This is a genomic window from Herbaspirillum sp. NPDC087042 (genome assembly GCF_044745245.1).
Classification (GTDB): Bacteria; Pseudomonadota; Gammaproteobacteria; order Burkholderiales; family Burkholderiaceae_D; genus Herbaspirillum.
Map to the genome: position 1 here is coordinate 171,999 of NZ_JBIUZW010000007.1, position 15,770 is coordinate 187,768.

Annotated in this window: 10 protein-coding genes; 1 reads left to right on the forward strand and 9 read right to left on the reverse strand. The window is 63.9% G+C overall.

Annotation, left to right across the window (positions count from 1 at the left end; translation table 11 throughout):
- Position 1: 1 nt before the first annotated feature.
- The 5 genes from iolD to ACIPHN_RS11920 form a co-directional block, all read right to left on the reverse strand.
- Complete coding sequence (gene iolD, locus ACIPHN_RS11900) at positions 2-1,891, reverse strand: 3D-(3,5/4)-trihydroxycyclohexane-1,2-dione acylhydrolase (decyclizing) (RefSeq protein ID WP_400436334.1); 1,890 nt, start codon at positions 1,889-1,891, stop codon at positions 2-4.
- Positions 1,888-3,858 carry a 5-dehydro-2-deoxygluconokinase gene (gene iolC / locus ACIPHN_RS11905; protein ID WP_400436336.1) on the reverse strand — a complete coding sequence of 657 codons (1,971 nt, stop codon included), beginning with the start codon at positions 3,856-3,858 and terminating at the stop codon, positions 1,888-1,890. The genes iolD and iolC overlap by 4 nt, the downstream gene beginning before the upstream one ends.
- Before the next feature lie 12 nt (positions 3,859-3,870).
- Positions 3,871-4,671: an ATP-binding cassette domain-containing protein gene (locus ACIPHN_RS11910; protein WP_400436338.1), complete on the reverse strand. Its 801-nt coding sequence runs from the start codon at positions 4,669-4,671 to the stop codon at positions 3,871-3,873.
- Entirely contained in the window at positions 4,668-5,807 is a 1,140-nt protein-coding gene (locus tag ACIPHN_RS11915; RefSeq protein WP_400436339.1) for an ABC transporter permease, read from the reverse strand. Before ACIPHN_RS11915 ends, ACIPHN_RS11910 begins: the two co-directional genes overlap by 4 nt.
- Before the next feature lie 96 nt (positions 5,808-5,903).
- A complete protein-coding gene (locus tag ACIPHN_RS11920) occupies positions 5,904-6,944 on the reverse strand; it encodes a sugar ABC transporter substrate-binding protein (protein WP_400436341.1) in 1,041 nt (346 codons plus the stop codon).
- 277 nt (positions 6,945-7,221) lie between these two features.
- Here ACIPHN_RS11920 and ACIPHN_RS11925 point away from each other — a divergent pair, with 277 nt between their 5' ends.
- Positions 7,222-8,067: a MurR/RpiR family transcriptional regulator gene (locus tag ACIPHN_RS11925; RefSeq protein ID WP_400436468.1), complete on the forward strand. Its 846-nt coding sequence runs from the start codon at positions 7,222-7,224 to the stop codon at positions 8,065-8,067.
- Between the two features lie 31 nt (positions 8,068-8,098).
- Here ACIPHN_RS11925 and ACIPHN_RS11930 read toward each other — a convergent pair whose 3' ends face one another.
- The 4 genes from ACIPHN_RS11930 to ACIPHN_RS11945 form a co-directional block, all read right to left on the reverse strand.
- Positions 8,099-9,124, reverse strand: coding sequence for a Gfo/Idh/MocA family oxidoreductase (locus tag ACIPHN_RS11930; RefSeq protein ID WP_400436343.1), 1,026 nt, complete (start codon positions 9,122-9,124; stop codon positions 8,099-8,101).
- Positions 9,121-10,113: an inositol 2-dehydrogenase gene (gene iolG, locus ACIPHN_RS11935; RefSeq protein ID WP_400436345.1), complete on the reverse strand. Its 993-nt coding sequence runs from the start codon at positions 10,111-10,113 to the stop codon at positions 9,121-9,123. The genes ACIPHN_RS11930 and iolG overlap by 4 nt, the downstream gene beginning before the upstream one ends.
- Positions 10,114-10,321: 208 nt before the next feature.
- Positions 10,322-11,287, reverse strand: coding sequence for a diguanylate cyclase (locus ACIPHN_RS11940; RefSeq protein WP_400436347.1), 966 nt, complete (start codon positions 11,285-11,287; stop codon positions 10,322-10,324).
- Positions 11,284-15,744, reverse strand: a complete 4,461-nt coding sequence (locus ACIPHN_RS11945) for a CHASE domain-containing protein (RefSeq protein ID WP_400436348.1) — start codon at positions 15,742-15,744, stop codon at positions 11,284-11,286. Before ACIPHN_RS11945 ends, ACIPHN_RS11940 begins: the two co-directional genes overlap by 4 nt.
- Positions 15,745-15,770: the final 26 nt, after the last annotated feature.

Below are 15,770 nucleotides of genomic sequence, written 5' to 3' on the forward strand. Positions count from 1 at the left end.
TTCATAGCGATTGCGCCTGACGCGCCTGCTCATACTGGCTGCGTGCCTGCCGCACTTGCGGACGCGACGATACTTCAGGTACCGCCACCTCCCACCAGCAGCCGCCTTCTGCGGTGGTGCGCGCCGCATCGGTATCGATGCAGATCAGGTAGCTGCGATCGGCGGCGCGGGCGCGTTGCAGGGCGGCTTCGAGGTCGCCGATGGTCTTGACGTTTTCTCCCAGCGCCCCCAGCGCGCGGGCATGCGCGGCGAAGTCGATGGCGGGCGCGCCCGGGCCGGCCTGCAGGCAATCCTCCAGCATGTTGTTGAAGGGCGCGCCGCCACAGGCCTGTTGCAGCCGGTTGATGCAGCCATAGCCGCGATTGTCCAGGACCACGATGATGAGTTTCTTGTCCAGCATCACGGAGGTGGCGATCTCCGAATTCATCATCAGGTAACTGCCGTCACCGACGATGACGATCACCTCGCGCTCCGGCTGCGCCATCTTCACGCCCAGGCCACCGGCCAGCTCATAGCCCATGCAGGAAAAACCGTATTCGACGTGGTAAGCCCCGGGCCGTCCCGCGCGCCAGAGCTTGTGCAGTTCGGCCGGCAAGGTACCGGCGGCACAGACCACGATGTCCTGGCGGGGGGAGTCGGCCAGGGAGCGCTGCACCGCGCCGATGACTTCGCCGTCATAGGGCAGCTGGCTGCCGGTATCGGTGCGGCTGGTGATCTCCGTCACGCGCTCGCGCCAGGCCTGCGCCAGATCCTGCGCCCGCGCCGTCCAGGCTGCCTGGCTGCGCCAGTCTTCCAGCCTGTCCGACAAGGCCTCCAGTCCCAGCCGCGCATCGCACTGCAGGGCGGTGCCGTGAGACTTGAGCGCGTCCATTGCATTGACATTGAGATTGAGCAGGCGCGCCTGGGCGAACAGGGTATGCGAACCGGTGGTGAAATCCTGCAATCGCGTCCCCACTGCGATGACCACATCGGCCTGCTGCGCCATGGCATTGGCGGCCGGCGAGCCGGTCACGCCGATGGCGCCCAGCTGCAAGGCATGCGACCAGGGCAGGGCGCTCTTGCCGGCCTGGGTTTCGGCCACGGGAATGCCATGCCGCTCGGCAAAGTGGCGCAGCGCCTCGCAGGCGTCGCCGTAGAGTACGCCGCCACCGGCGATGAGCAGGGGCTGGCGCGCTTGCCGCAGCAGGGCCACGGCTTGCGCCAGTTCCGTCTCGGCGGGCGGTTGCACGCGCGGCACGATGGTCGGGGGCGAGAAGAAGTCCAGGGGATAGTCGTAGGCCATGGTCTGTACATCCTGCGGCAAGGCCAGCGTCACCGGGCCGCACTGGGCGGCATCGGTGAGCACCTGCACGGCACGGGGCAGGGCACTGAGCAATTGCTCGGGGTAGCAGATGCGGTCGAAAAAGCGCGACAGGGGCCGGAAGGCATCGTTGACCGAGATCCCGGGATCGCGGGCGTCTTCCAGTTGTTGCAGCACCGGATCGGGACGGCGCGAGACGAACACGTCGCCCGGTAGCAGCAGGACCGGCAGCCGGTTGACATGCGCCAGCGCAGCCGCGGTGAGCAGGTTGGTAGCGCCAGGTCCGATCGAGGTGGTCACCGCCATCATGCGCTGGCGCATGTGTGCCTTGGCATAGGCAATGGCGCTGTGGGCCATGGCTTGTTCGTTGTGGGCGCGATAGGTCGGCAGGCTGTCGCGGAACTGGTGCAAGGCTTCGCCCATGCCGGCCACGTTGCCATGGCCGAAGATGGAGAAGACGCCGCCGAACAGCGGCACCTCGCCCTGCGCAGTGCGGATGCGCAGCGCATCCAGGTAGCGTACCAGCGCCTGGGCCATGGTCAGGCGCACCGTGGCGCGCGCGGGTGCCGAAGAGCTCATGTTGCTGCTCATGCAGCCTCCCTGTTGTTGATGGGCTGGACCCGGCTGTCGCGCCAGAGTCCGATCAGTTCTTCGAAGGTCTGTCGCACCTGGGCGATCAGGGTGGCATCGTCGATCTTTCCTTGCAGCCACTGCCGGCTCGATTCGTGGAAGATGGTACGGCCGACCATGAAGCCACGACAGGTCTTGCTATGGCGCGATGCGGCGAAGCCGGCGGCCAGTTCCGTCACCGGCGCGGCCAGTCCCAGCAGCACCACGCCGCGACAATGGGGATCGCGCTCGGCGATGAGGGCGTCGATGCCTTCCCATTGACGCGCCGACATCGATTCCAGCTTCCACCATTCGGGATAGATATCCAGGTTGTAGAGCCGCTTGAGGGCGCGCAAGACCGTATCCTCTTCCTGCGGCAGCGATTTGGGCGGGATGATCTCCAGCAGCAATTCGTGACCGCTGTGCTGCACGGCGTCGTACAGTGCGCGCAGTTGCGCTTCCTGCTCCAGTCTTTTCTCGACCGCCTCATCCGGGTGGAACTGCACCAGGCACTTGACCACCTGCTCCTTGGGCCAGCTCTGCAGATGGGTGCCGATGGAGCGGCCGAAGTCGAATTCCAGGGGATTGGACAAGGGCAGTTCCACCGCCCGTCCCACCCACCAGCCGCGTCCGGTGGCGGCGTTGAGCGCATCCTGGCCGTAGCGGTCGTCGATCAGTACGCCGGTCCTGCCTTGCAGGCCGAGCTTGCTTTCGGTCTGCGCCACCGCTTCCACCAGCAATCGTTTCAGTTGCGGCAGGCGCTCCTGGGTGACGCCGGCTTCGGTCGCCAGGTCGAAGAACTGGTTGCGATGATCGAAGGCAAACACATTGACTTCGTCCCAGTGACGCCGCCGGCTGACCACCCGATGCAGCCGCTGCAGGTGCGCATCGCGATCGGGGCGCTGCAGGCGCTGGGCATGCTGGAGGAAGTAATCCAGTTCCATCGGCCCCGGCATGGCCGGTGCGCAGGCATGGCGCGACACCACCAGTGCGCCGCAGGCATTGGCATAGCGGCAGCACTGCTCGTCGTCTTCCTCGTTGAGCCAGCCCTTGAGGAAACCCGAAATGAAGGCATCGCCCGCACCCAGCACATTGAGTACCTCGACCTGCACCCCGCGATAGTGGAAGCCCTCTTCCAGGCTGGCCGGAATGGCCCCGTGCAGCACCACGCATCCCAGCGGGCCGCGCTTGACCACCAGCGTGGCCGCGCAGAGGGCGCGTACCGAACGCAGTGCCTCCATGATGCTGGTACTGCCACCGGCGATCATGAATTCTTCCTCGGTGCCGACCACCAGGTCGAACTGCGGCAGGATCCCTTGCAGATGGCGCGTCACGCCATCGCTGGCGATGAAACGGGTTTCGCCATCGCCCTTGCCGGTGAGGCCCCACAGCACCGGGCGGTAATCGATGTCGAGCACGGTACGCACCTGGTGGCGGCGGGCATACTCCAGCGCCAGGCTGCTGCTGCGATGTACCTGGGGTGTGGAAAAGTGGGTGCCGGTGATCAGTAGCGCCTTGCTGCTGGCGATGAAGGCTTCATCGATATCTTCCGGCGCCAGCGCCATGTCGGCACAATTGTCGCGGTAGAAGATCAGTGGGAAGCTGTCCTTGTCCTTCAGGCCCAGCATCACCAGTGCGGTCAGGCGCTGGGGATCGACCGTGACATGGCTGACATCGCAGCCCTCGGCGGCCAGCTCGGCCTTGAGGAACTGGCCATTCTGTTCGTCGCCCACGCGCGCCAGCATGGCCGATCTGAGTCCGAGCCGGGCGCAGCCGAAGGCGATGTTGGCCGAGGAGCCGCCCAGGTACTTGGCGAAGCTGCTGACGTCCGAGAGCGGCGCGCCGACCTGCTGGGCATAGAGATCCACGGCCAGGCGGCCAATGCAGATCAGGTCCAGCCGACGGTCGGGAGCGAAGCGTCCCTGAGGGGGAGTGTGAATAGTTTGCATGCGGGGTCCTTGTTAAACCTGTATTCCTTCCAGTTGGCTCATCAGCGTCTGCATTTCGGCGCCGCCGGCCATCATATCCAGCACCTCCTCCTTGGAAATCCTGTCCTTGGTGAAGCTGCCCAGCGACTTGCCCCGGTTGAGCAGGGTGAAGGTGTCGCCGATGGGATAGGCGTGATGCACGTTGTGGGTGATGAAGATCACCGAGATGCCGCGTTCGCGCGCACGGTGGATCAGCTTGAGCACATTGAAGGATTGCTTGACCCCCAGCGCCGCCGTGGGCTCATCGAGGATCAGCACGCGCGCGCCGAAGTGGATGGCGCGCGCAATGGCCAGGCATTGTTTTTCGCCCCCCGACATGGTGCCGATGGGGTGGTGCGGATCGCGCACCATGATGCCCATCTCGGCCAGCTTTTCCTTGGCGGTGCGGGCGGCGTATTCCATGTCCATGATGGACAGGCCGAAGAGCTTGCGGACCGGTTCGCGCCCCATGAAGAAGTTGCGCACCACCGACAGCAGCGGCACCAGCGCCAGGTCCTGGTAGACCGTCGCCACGCCCACATCCAGGGCCTCCTTGGGCGACTGGAAGCGCACCGGCTTGCCGTCCACCAGGTACTGCCCGGCCGAGGGCTGGTGCACGCCCGCCAGCAGCTTGATGAGCGTGGACTTGCCGGCGCCATTGTCGCCCAGCAGGCAATGGACCTCGCCACGGCGCAGGCGCAGGCTGACATTCTGCAATGCGATCACCGGTCCGAAGTACTTGCTGACCTGGTCCAGTTCGAGGATGGCCTCGTCCTTGTGTGGCTGCGTAGTCATCTGGCCTCCGTGATGCGACGGCGTACGAAGTTGTTGAACAGCACCGCGACCAGCAGCATCACGCCGAGGAAGACGCGGAACCAGTCCGAGCTGAGATTGGTATAGGTGATGCCGATCTGCACCACGCCAAAGATGAGCGCACCGAAACAGGCGCCGATCACCGAGCCGTAGCCGCCGGTGAGCAGGGCGCCACCGATGACGGCGGCGATGATGGCTTCGAATTCCTTTTGCATGCCGCGATCGGCGGCGGCCGAACCGAAATCGGCCACCTGCAGCACGGCAAACAGGCAGGCGCAGAAGGCCGTGAAGACGAACAGGCCGATCTTGACCTGGCGCACCGGCACGCCCATGTTCTTGGCCGCCACCGCATCGCCGCCGACGGCGAAGATCCAGTTGCCCAGCCGTGTGCGCGCCAGTACGAAGCTGGCCACCAGTGCCACCAGCGCCCACCACAGGATGACCTTGGGAATGCCCGCCACCAGCGGGGCGCCGCCATTGACGGTGGCGATCCAGCCATGCCGGGCCAGCCAGGAGAACAGGCTCGTGCCGACATTGCCGGTGAAGAGCAGTTGCCCCAGCCAGTCGTGTTCGGCGCGTTCTCCCACGCCGCTGACGATGGTGCGGTTGGCAAACAGGATCGACAGCGCCAGCGTCAGTCCACGCAGGATGAACAGGAAGGCCAGCGTGACGATGAAGGAGGGCAGGCGGGTCTTCATGACCAGATAGCCGTTGAGCCAGCCCAGCAGCATCGAGCCGGCGAAGGCGAACAGCACCGCCAGCCAGAACGGCCAGCCGAAATAGACCGTCGGGATGGCGACCATCATGCCGGCGAAGCCGATCATGGAGCCGATGGAGAGGTCGAATTCGCCACCGATCATCAGCAGGCAGGCCCCCACGGCGATGATGCCCAGATAGGCCGCCACCTGCATCCAGTTGATGACGCCATCCAGGTTGAACATGCCGGAGTCGCCGGCGCTCAGGGCAAAGACGATGAACACCAGGATAGCCCCGGCCAGCGAGGCAAATTCGGGACGACCCAGCAGCCGCGAGACGAGGCTTTCACGGCGCATGCGCTCATCACCATCAGCGTGCGGGCCGTGCAGGCGTCGCCGGGCGAGCAGTTCAGTTGTATTCATTGCAGTTCCATTCGAGGGAAGGTTGCGTCCGCCCGCAGTCTCCGGCCTGCGCGGGCGGGTAGGACTTGGCCGGGCGTGTGCCCGGCCAATAGGCCATCAGCGATACTGGCCGGCGTACTTGAGCACCTTGTCCAGGTTGTCCCGGGTGATGTAGCCCGGGCCGGAGCTGATGTGGCGCGGTCCGTAGATGGGTGCCAGGCCATACTCGGCCAGGCGCGCCTGGAACTTCGGATTGGCCTTGAGCTTGTCCTGCAGCACGGCCATGTCGGTGGTCTTCAGCTGACGCGACAGCGCCAGGATGGCCACCGGGATATAGCCTTGCAGATACGGTTGCTGGTCGATGGCGAATTGCACCGAGCCATCCTTGATGCCATTGGCGATCTCTTCGGACAGGTCGAAGGTGGCGAACCAGATCTTGGACTTGAGCCCCATCTTCTGCAGCGCGCGCAGGCTGGGCACCGCCGAATCCGGACCCAGCGCCAGCACCGCCTGGGTGCCGGGATTGTTGCGCAGGTAGGCGCTGACCTTGCTTTCCACCGCATTGGGATCGATGCCGGTATCCAGCGTGGCCTTCTTGTAGTCCGCCCCGATGGCCTCGGCAAAGCCGCGGCAGCGTTCGAAGGAAGAGGGGTTGGTGGCGTAGTGGTTCACGCACAGGAAGGACTTGATGCCAGCCGCCTTGGCCTTTTGTCCGGCGCCATAGCCGGCGTCGTATTCGGGCTGGCCCACATGCATCAGTGCACCCAGTTGTTCGCTCTGCTGCTGGGTGCCGGAGTTGATGGTGATGACCGGGATGTTCTTGGCCACGACCGTCTCGACGGGTTTCTTGAGCACGCTGAAATCGGCGATGCTCACGACCACGCCGTTATAGTTGCGCGCCGCCGCCTGTTCCACCAGGCGTGCCATGTCGGCCAGGTCGCCGTTGGAGGGGTTGCGATAATCCACGCTGACGTCGAAATCCTCGCCGGCCTGCTTGATGGCGTTCTTGATGGTGTTCCACCAGGAGTCGGAATCGGGGGCGTGACTGATCAGGACAAACTTGTCGTTGGCGGCCAGGCCAGGGGAGGGGGCGGTAGTCAACAGCAGGGCCGTTGCCGAGAGGACGGCAAACAGCCCTTTGCATCCGAATCTTTGCATGATGAATGTCTCCGGTTATTTTTTTACTGTGGGCCGCTTTCTGGTGAGTGCCGGTTTCTTCCGAATGCGTGCAGGAAGTCACTGTGCGGTGAAGCGGTAACTAACAATAGAACAAGCAAAGTCGATGCGCAATAATTTTTTTCAGTTAAATTAAAAATAGAAATTATTTTTCAAATACGTTATCTGGATGCCTATATAATCGAGCCATCGTCCCGCATCGGACTATCAATTCCCTCATGAAAGAAACGCGGTGGATACTCCAACTGTCGACGAACTGATGCTGCAGATTGCGGCGCAATACCACTCCCTGTCCCGGCAATTGAAATTGATTGCCGCCTATGTGGATCAGCACAAGACCAGCCTGATGCTGGAGCGCATCAGCGATATCGCCGAGCAATGCCAGGTGCAGCCTTCGGCCATCGTGCGTTTCGCCAAGCATTTCGGTTTTTCCGGCTTCAGCGAGATGCAGGCGGTGTTTCGCGAGGCCTATACAGCGCAGGCGATCCCGTCGAAGAACTACCAGCGGCGCATCCGCAACCTGATCCAGAGCAAGCCCACACGCGTGACCAGTGCGGCGCTGGCGCACGAGTTCATCCAGGCCAGTCGCGCCGGGCTGGATGAAATGCTGGGTGGTTTCGACGAGGAGCAGTTCGAGGCCGCGGTGAAGCTCTTGCTCAAGGCCGAGAATATCTATGTCATCGGCGTGCGTCGCTCCTTCCCCATCGCCAGTCACCTGGCCTATGCCCTGCAGCACACCAACAAGCGCGTGCACCTGATTTCAGGCAATGGCGGCATGTTCCGCGAAGAGGTGCGCAGCATCGACAAGCAGGACGTGCTCATCGCCATCAGCTTCACCCCGTATGGCCAGGAGACCCAGGCTTGCGTGCGCCTGGCCCATCACCGCCAGGCGCGCACGCTGGTCATCACCGACAGCCAGCTCAGTCCGCTGGCACGTCACGCCTCGGTGCTGCTCAAGGTCAAGGAAAGCAGTGCCTTCTCGTTCCGCTCGCTGACCAATGCGATGTGCCTGTCGCAGGCGTTGTTCATTGCCTTGGCCTATCGGATGGAACTGGATGTGGCAGAAGCGGAACCTATCGATGGCTACGATGACGCCAGCGACTGATCGGCAGCGCTGGCGTCATCTGCGGCAACAGCTATAGCAAGACCGGCTGCTGCTCCAGCAAGGAGCGGCGCATGGCCACGCCGATGCGGGTGGCTTCGGTGGCATCTTCCAGGGTGAGTGCCAGTGGCAGGTCGAGGCGGACGGCGTCGACGAAGTGCCGGGCCTCCGTCACGAAGGCATCGGCAAAGCGCTCGATGAAGCTGGGGGTGCTCTCGCTGCGCACGCCATGCGCATCGGCGATGGTGACGCGGTTGAGACGGGGATTGGCGCCGATGCTGAGTCGCCCGCGCGTACCGGTGACATCGGTCATGGTCTCGTGGCCGTGGGCCATGGTGCGCGAGGCATAGAAGCTGGCCAGGCGACCCTCTTCGAATTCGCAGATAGCCAGTCCATTGTCGACGTCCTGGTACGGTGCCAGGTCATGGTGGATGGCACGCACTCCGCTGGAGATCACCCGCACCGCCCGCACTTCTCCCAATAGCCAGCGGGCCAGATCGATGTCGTGTACCGAGCAATCGAGGAACAGGCCGCCGCTGGTCGGGGCAAAGCGCACGAAGAAGCCATCCGGGTCATAGGCATCGCAGGTCTGCGAATAGACCATGAAGGGCGAGCCGATCAGGCCCTCGTCGATCTTGCGCCGCGCATCCTGGTAGCTGGCATCGAAGCGCCGCACGAAACCTGTCATCACCTTCAGCTGCGGATGGCGTGCCGCCTCGGCCTGTACGCGCAGGCAATCTTCCAGATCCAGTGACAGCGGCTTTTCGCAGAAGACATGCTTGCCGGCGCGCAGCGCCGCGATGATCTGCCCGGCATGTAGCGCGGTGGGCGTGACCAGGAACACGGCTTGCAGGCCCGGATGGGCCAATAGCGCCTCATAGTCCTGGTATTGATGCGCATCGGGGTAGCTCTGGCGCGCCCAGTCGAGTTCAGCGGCGATCGGGCTGCAGACTGCGCATAGCGCCGCACCCGGTACCAGCGTGGCGAGATTGTCGGCATGTCGCCGACCCATGCGGCCCAGGCCGACCACGCCGACCTGCAGCAAGGATGGCGCGCTCATGCCGAGAGGCTGACGATGCGTTTTTCACGCCACGAAGTGGCGGCCGCTTCGGCCAGCTGCAAAGCCTTGACGCCATCCTCGATGGTCGTGCGCACGGCCTGGCCGCTCTGCATGGCCTGGAAGAAATGGGCGATTTCACGCGCGTAGGCAGCGCGGTAGCGCTCCAGGAAAAAATGCTCGGGAAGATCGGCGCTGACCTGGCTGGCGGTGGCCGCCACGACCTCGGTAGGGCGATGATTGCCGGCCTGCAGCATGCCCTTGCTGCCCAGCACCTCGAAGCGCTGGTCATAACCGTAGGCGGCGCGCCGGCTGGTGTTGATCTGGCACAGCCGGCCGCTGCGGGTCGTGATGGTGACGGCGGTGCTGTCGATATCGCCGGCGCTGGCAATGGCAGGATCGGTCAGGCAACTGCCGGTGGCAAAGACGCTGACCGCTTCATCGGCCAGGATCCAGCGGAAGATGTCGAAGTCGTGGATCAGCATGTCCTTGAAGATGCCGCCCGAGCAGGCAAGGTAGGCGAGCGGCGGGGCGCCCGGATCGCGGCTGGTGACCAGCAGCATCTCGGGATCGCCGATCTCGCCGGCGGCCAGGCGCTGGCTGAGCGCCTCGAAGGTGGGATCGAAGCGGCGCTGGAAGCCGATCATGCAGGTCACCCCAGCCGCCCGCACCGCCTTCGCACAGGCTTGTGCGCGTTGCAGGTCGAGGTCGACCGGCTTTTCGCAAAAGATCGCCTTTCCGGCCGCAGCCGCGCGCAGGATCAGGTCGGCATGGGTGTCGGTGCTGGAGGCGATGACGACGGCGCCAATGCGGCCATCATCCAGTATCTGTTCGATGCCGGCGACCTGGGCGTCGTGCTGGCGCGCCAGCTCGGCGGCGCTGTCGGCATGGACGTCGCAGACATACCTGAGTCGCACGCCGGCTTGCGCGGCGATATTTGCTGCATGGATCTTGCCGATGCGTCCGGCACCGAAAATGGCCACTTCGATCATTGATGTCTCCAAGTAAAAATGGGGACGTTTCATGGCGCCCCTTTGTATTTGGAAACTATATTCTCTTTAAGTTTAAATTGGAATATTTATTTCGATTGCCGGCCAAATCACTGCGCAGCACCGGTCATGGAGCGGTCGCGCATTTTTATTCCGATGGAAATACCCGCCGCAAGTCCCCGGCCTCGAACCGGCACAGGTCGCCACAGGCTCAGGTCACCACATCCTGCCGGGCGGTCTCGGTTCCGGCACACACTTGCGCCCGGCCCCTGTTCTTGGCCAGGTAGAGGTTCTGGTCCGCCAGTTCGACCAGGCTGGCCGGGGAGGTGGCCGGGCCGGGATTGTCCACGGTGGCCACGCCGATGCTCAGGGTGACATGTGCGCAGACCTCGGACTTGGCATGCATCAGCTCCAGTCGCATCACCGACTGGCTGATGTCCTGGGCCATCTTCAAGGCTTGCTCCCGTCCGGCCATGGGCAGGATGCAGGCGAATTCCTCGCCGCCGTAGCGCGCCACGCAGTCGTAGCTGCGATTGAAATTGCTGCGGATGGCTTGCGCCACCTGCGCCAGGCAGCGGTCGCCGGCCTGGTGGCCGTAGTGGTCGTTGTATTTCTTGAAATAGTCGATGTCGATCATCAACAGGGAGATGGCCTGCCCCGAACGCTTGCACAATTCCCACTTCTCGGTCAGCTCGCTGTCGAACTTGCGACGGTTGAACAGGCCCGTGAGCGAGTCGGTCACGGCGATGTTGCGGTAGAAGTCCGACTGCAGCTTCAGCGTCAGGTGGGTCAGTACCCGCGCCTTGAGCACCGTGCCGTTGATGGGCTTGCTGATGAAATCGACACCGCCGACGTCGAAGCCCTTGACCTCATCCTCCTCGCTCTTCAGGCCAGTCAGGAAGATCACCGGTATGCCCAGCGTGGCCGTGTTCTGCTTGAGCCGTTCGCAGGTCTCGTAGCCGTTCAGTCCGGGCATGTTGACGTCCATCAGGATCAGGTCCGGCAGGATCCGTTCGCACAGGTCCAGCGCCTGCTGGCCGCTGCCGGCCATGTAGATGTCGTAGTCGCCCTTGAGCATGGCATTGGCCAGGCGGATGTTGATGGGCTGGTCGTCGCACAGCAGGATGCGCGGACGGCTGCCACGTAGCGTGGAAAGTTCTTCCAGGATGCGTTTCACGGTGCTTCTCCAAAATGGCGATCGAGCAGGGCCAGTGCGGCCGGGAAATCCAGTTTCTCGATCAGCTCGATCACTTGCAGGTAGTGCGGCTGTTGCATCAGGTCATGACGCCGGCCGATCACGTCGGCAAGGTCGATGGCCTCGAGGTTGCTTGACGATAACAGTGCCCGCAGGCGTTGCCTATCAGGAAAATCAGAAGTCGGCGCGGGTCTGCCGCTGGAGGCCGGGGGCGATATTTGCCCGGAATGCAAGGCTTGCACCTCCAGTTGTTGCAAGACCAGCACGCAATCGCGCTGGCTCTCGTCCACCTCCTGGCGACACAGGGCGATCAGGGCCTCGGCCTGTTCGGCGCTGCCAAAGCGAGAGCGCTGTTCGATGGCGCCGAAATAGGCCGCCAGGCCACGCGCACCGATGGTGGCGGCCATGCCCTTGATGGCATGGCTGGCCTGTGCCAGTTGTGGCAAGGCGTGTTGCGCCAGGGCCTCACGGTACTGCGCGTAGAGCCGTTCCAGCTCGGCTGCGGAGGCATTGAGCGTGGTGCGGTAGATGTCGCCGGCCTGGCTATAGCGACGCATGATGGTGGCATAGCTGTCCACGCTCTGGCGGTTGCCCGGGGCTTCGGTTGCCGGCGAGGCCGGTGGTGTGACGACGGCCCCCTGTGCAGCACGTTCCGGGTGCAGATGGGAGAGCAGCATGGGGATCAGCGTGCTCACGTCGATGGGCTTGGCGATATGGCCCGCCATGCCGGCGTCGATGCAGCGCCGCTTGTCCTGGGGAGAAGCATTGGCGGTCATGGCCAGGATGGGGATGCCGCGCAGTTCGTGGTGGCGTCGTATGCGGCGACTGGCTTCGATGCCATCGATGTCGGGCATCTGCAAGTCCATCAGGATCAGGTCGAACTGGCGCGCCGGATCGCAGGCCATGGCCACGCCGGTACTGCCATTCTCGGCGCAGCTGACTTCGGCCCCCGAGAGCGCCAGCAATTCGCTGGCGACCTGCCGGTTCACGGCATTGTCTTCGACCAGCAGGATGCGCACCGCCGCCAGCGGATGCGACTGCTCGGGGGGCGGGCCTTCCTTGGCGCTGGCCGGTGACGGGGCGTCGGGGCAGGCCAGTTGCACGGGCGTCTCGTCGTCCACGGGCAAGGCCAGGTCGAACCAGAAACGGCTGCCGCGCCCGGGTTCACTGCTGACCTGCAACTGTGCGCCCATCAGCCCGACCAGGTGCTTGCTGATGGCCAGGCCCAGCCCGGTGCCACCATAGCGGCGGGTGATCGATGCCTCGGCCTGGGTGAAGGCATCGAAGATGTCCGCCAGCCGTTCGGCAGCGATACCGATGCCGGTATCGATGACTTCCACGCGCAGTTGCAGTGTGCTGGCCTTGACCGGTGCCAGGTGCGAGAAGCGCACATCGATGCGGCCCTGATGGGTGAACTTGAGGGCATTGCCGACCAGGTTGACGAGGATCTGCTGCAACCGGTAGGCGTCGCCCACCACACGTTGCGGCAGTCGCGGATCGAGTTCGATGTTCAGGAGGACGCCAGCCTGGGGCGGTGTGCCGGCCAGTATCGCCGAGAGGTCGCGGGTGAAATGTGCCAGGCTGAAGGCTTGCAGGTCCAGTTGCAGCTGTTCCACGTCCATCTTGGAAAAGTCGAGCAGGTCATTGAGCAGGTTCAGCAGCGACTTGGCCGAGAACTCGGCCTTGTCGAGATAGTCGCACTGGCCGGGCAGGGGATGCGTGCGCTGTAGCAGCTGGATCATGCCCAGCACGCCATTCATCGGCGTGCGGATCTCGTGGCTCACGCTGGCCAGGAACAGGCTCTTGGCGGAATTGGCCTGCTCCGCCTTCAGGCGCGCATCGACCAGGTTGTTTTCGAATTCGATGCGCTGGGTGATGTCCAGGTTGATGCCGATCACCCGCACCGGCGTCCCCATGCCATTGCGCTCCACATGCGCGCGCGCCTGCACGTAGCGCAGGCTGCCATCGCGACGCACCACCCGGAAGATGGGTTCGTACTCACCGGTCCCGGCCAGCGCGGCCTGCAGCGAGCTTTCCACATAGCCGACATCATCGGGATGGACGCGGTGGCGCCAGTCTTCGTAGCTGGTCGTATAGCGGCCCTGCTTGTCATCGATGCCATAGATTTCGGCGATCTGGCGATTGAAATGCAGGACATCGCTTTCCTGGTCCCACACCCACACGCCCAGCTTGGCGACGTCGGCGGCCAGCACCAGCTGGTCGCGTGCAGCAGCCAGCTCGGCCTCCTGCTGGCGCTGCAGGCTCATGTCCACGGCAATGTAGAGATAGCCGACATGGCGCTGGCGATGATCCAGCATGGTGGTGCGCTGGCGCGACACGCGTAGCGTGGCGCCGTCCTTGCGGCGGTAGAGCAGGTCGCTGGTGGCGTCGTCCCCGGGCTGCGGCTGGCCCGCCACCGGCCAGCAGAATTGCTGCTCGCAGAGATGGCCGACGGTTTCCTCGGCGCTGTAGCCCAGCATGTTCTCGGCGCCGCTGTTGAACAGGGTGATGAGACCCTGCGGCGAAGTGGCGATGATGGCCACGCCGGTGGCCGAATGCAGCACATTGTTGAGCAGCAGGTTGGCATCCTGCACCTGGTCCAGCAGGAACTGGTTCTGTTGCAGGGCGCCGGACAGCTGGTCGCGGTTGTGGGTGATCTCGGTGACATCGTGGGCCACCACATAAAATCCCAGGACTTCGCCATCCTCGGCCACATCGGGGATGTAGGTCGTCAGCACATGCTTGATGCCGCTGCCGGGATGTTCGAAGCTGCGCTCGAAGGTCTGTTTCTGCCCCGTCAGTACCGCCTCGATATGTGGCAGGGACTTTTCATAGAGATCGCGATCCATCAGGTCACGCATGTGCATGCCGCGGATCTCGCTGGCCGGGCGATGAAATACGCGCTCGTAGGCCGCATTGGCGAAGCGGTTGATCAACTGCTTGTCCCAGTAGCCGACCAGCGAGGGCATCACGTCCAGCACGGTCTGCAACATGGTCTTGGCCTTGTGCAGGGCATGGGTGCGTTGCTGTACGGTCGATTCCAGCTCCTCGTTGATCCTGTGCAGCTCGCGCTCGATGTTCTTTTCGTGGGTGATGTCGCGCAGCATGAAGGCCTTGCCGATCGGCGCCCCCGCACGGTCCCGCAGGGGAAACAGCAACGCCGACGCATAGCGGGTCAGCTGGCCGTGCAGGCTGATGACATGGGCCGCGGGTGGGGCATGCAGTTTTTCCTCGGTGGTGCTGGCGCGTGCATCCAGTTCGCGCAGCGCTCCGTGGGCCGACAGCGGCGTGCCCAGTGCCTGTTCGCGGGAGCGCTGCAGGTAGTCGGCGGCCCCCTTGTTCCAGGAGCTGATCATGCCCTTGGCATCGGTGGTGATGATGGCGTCGGGCGAGCTGTCCACCACGGCCGCCAGCAGCGCCTGCGCTTGCTGCAGTTTCCTTTCGCGGCGCGCAAATGCCTGGTAGGCCAGCGCCACGGCCACGATCAGCAGTGACAGCGTCCCTACCGACAGCAGCACGGCACGGTCGCTGATGAACTGGTGGGTCTGCAGGTATTGGGGCGTGCTTCTGATGTGCAGGCGCCAGGCCCGTCCATACAGTGGCAAGGCGCTGTCCAGGCTGGCGTTGCCCTTGACGGAGGTGAAATTGTCGCTGCGGAAGAGCTCCGTGGAAGCGCCGTCATGGGTGACGTCCTCGATCTGGATCTGCAGCGCGCGCGGATTCCAGCGCTGGCTCAGCTCACGCAGGATGGCCTTGACCGACAGCGGCGAGTAGGCCCATCCGATGATCCTTTCCTGGCGTTGCTCTATCGTGGCCGGGGTGACCGAGCCGGCATAGATGGGCAGCAGGAACAGGTAGGAAGTCGCTCCCGCACTTTCTCCCTGCACCAGCTGGATGGGACTGGTCAGCTCGGCCCGGCCGGTGAGCATGGCGTTGTCGGCCGCGGAGCGGCGATCCTGGGAAGACGCGATGTCGATGCCCAGGGCCTTGCGGTTGGACTCCAGAGGCTCGATCTGTTCAATCACATACAGGTCGCTGGCCGGGGCATTGAATTGCTGGATGCTGGAGAACGGCATGTGTCCCTGTGCCAGCTTCCTTTCGTAGGCCGCGCGTTGTCGCGGCGCGACCCGGCGGATGAAACCAAAGCCATTGGCCCAGGGGAATTCCTGGGACGCATCGCGGCTGTCGGTATAGCGCAGGAAGCGTTCGCGGCTCAGTTCATCGGGGCCGATGGCCAGGATCGCGCCGCGGGTGCCGTGCAGTGCCAGTTCGTAGCGCAGCATCAGTGCGGTGATGTCGTCCCTGATCCAGCGGCTGTCCTGGGCCAGGCCGTCGCGCACTTCCTTGTCGTTGAGGTAGGCGATACCCAGCACGCCGGCCAGCAGCAGGCCGAATGCCAGCAGCAGGAACAGGCAGGTGTTTCGGGTGACTCTGGTCATGTGCACAGGTCTTTCTTTCGCTATGG

What these genes read in the sequence shown, in the direction of transcription:
- iolD (WP_400436334.1), bottom strand. Translation starts at nt 1,891, where the DNA reads ATGAGCAGCAACATGAGCTCTTCGGCACCCGCGCGCGCCACGGTGCGC.
- iolC (WP_400436336.1), bottom strand. Translation starts at nt 3,858, where the DNA reads ATGCAAACTATTCACACTCCCCCTCAGGGACGCTTCGCTCCCGACCGT.
- ACIPHN_RS11910 (WP_400436338.1), bottom strand. Translation starts at nt 4,671, where the DNA reads ATGACTACGCAGCCACACAAGGACGAGGCCATCCTCGAACTGGACCAG.
- ACIPHN_RS11915 (WP_400436339.1), bottom strand. Translation starts at nt 5,807, where the DNA reads ATGAATACAACTGAACTGCTCGCCCGGCGACGCCTGCACGGCCCGCAC.
- ACIPHN_RS11920 (WP_400436341.1), bottom strand. Translation starts at nt 6,944, where the DNA reads ATGCAAAGATTCGGATGCAAAGGGCTGTTTGCCGTCCTCTCGGCAACG.
- ACIPHN_RS11925 (WP_400436468.1), top strand. Translation starts at nt 7,222, where the DNA reads ATGCTGCAGATTGCGGCGCAATACCACTCCCTGTCCCGGCAATTGAAA.
- ACIPHN_RS11930 (WP_400436343.1), bottom strand. Translation starts at nt 9,124, where the DNA reads ATGAGCGCGCCATCCTTGCTGCAGGTCGGCGTGGTCGGCCTGGGCCGC.
- iolG (WP_400436345.1), bottom strand. Translation starts at nt 10,113, where the DNA reads ATGATCGAAGTGGCCATTTTCGGTGCCGGACGCATCGGCAAGATCCAT.
- ACIPHN_RS11945 (WP_400436348.1), bottom strand. Translation starts at nt 15,744, where the DNA reads ATGACCAGAGTCACCCGAAACACCTGCCTGTTCCTGCTGCTGGCATTC.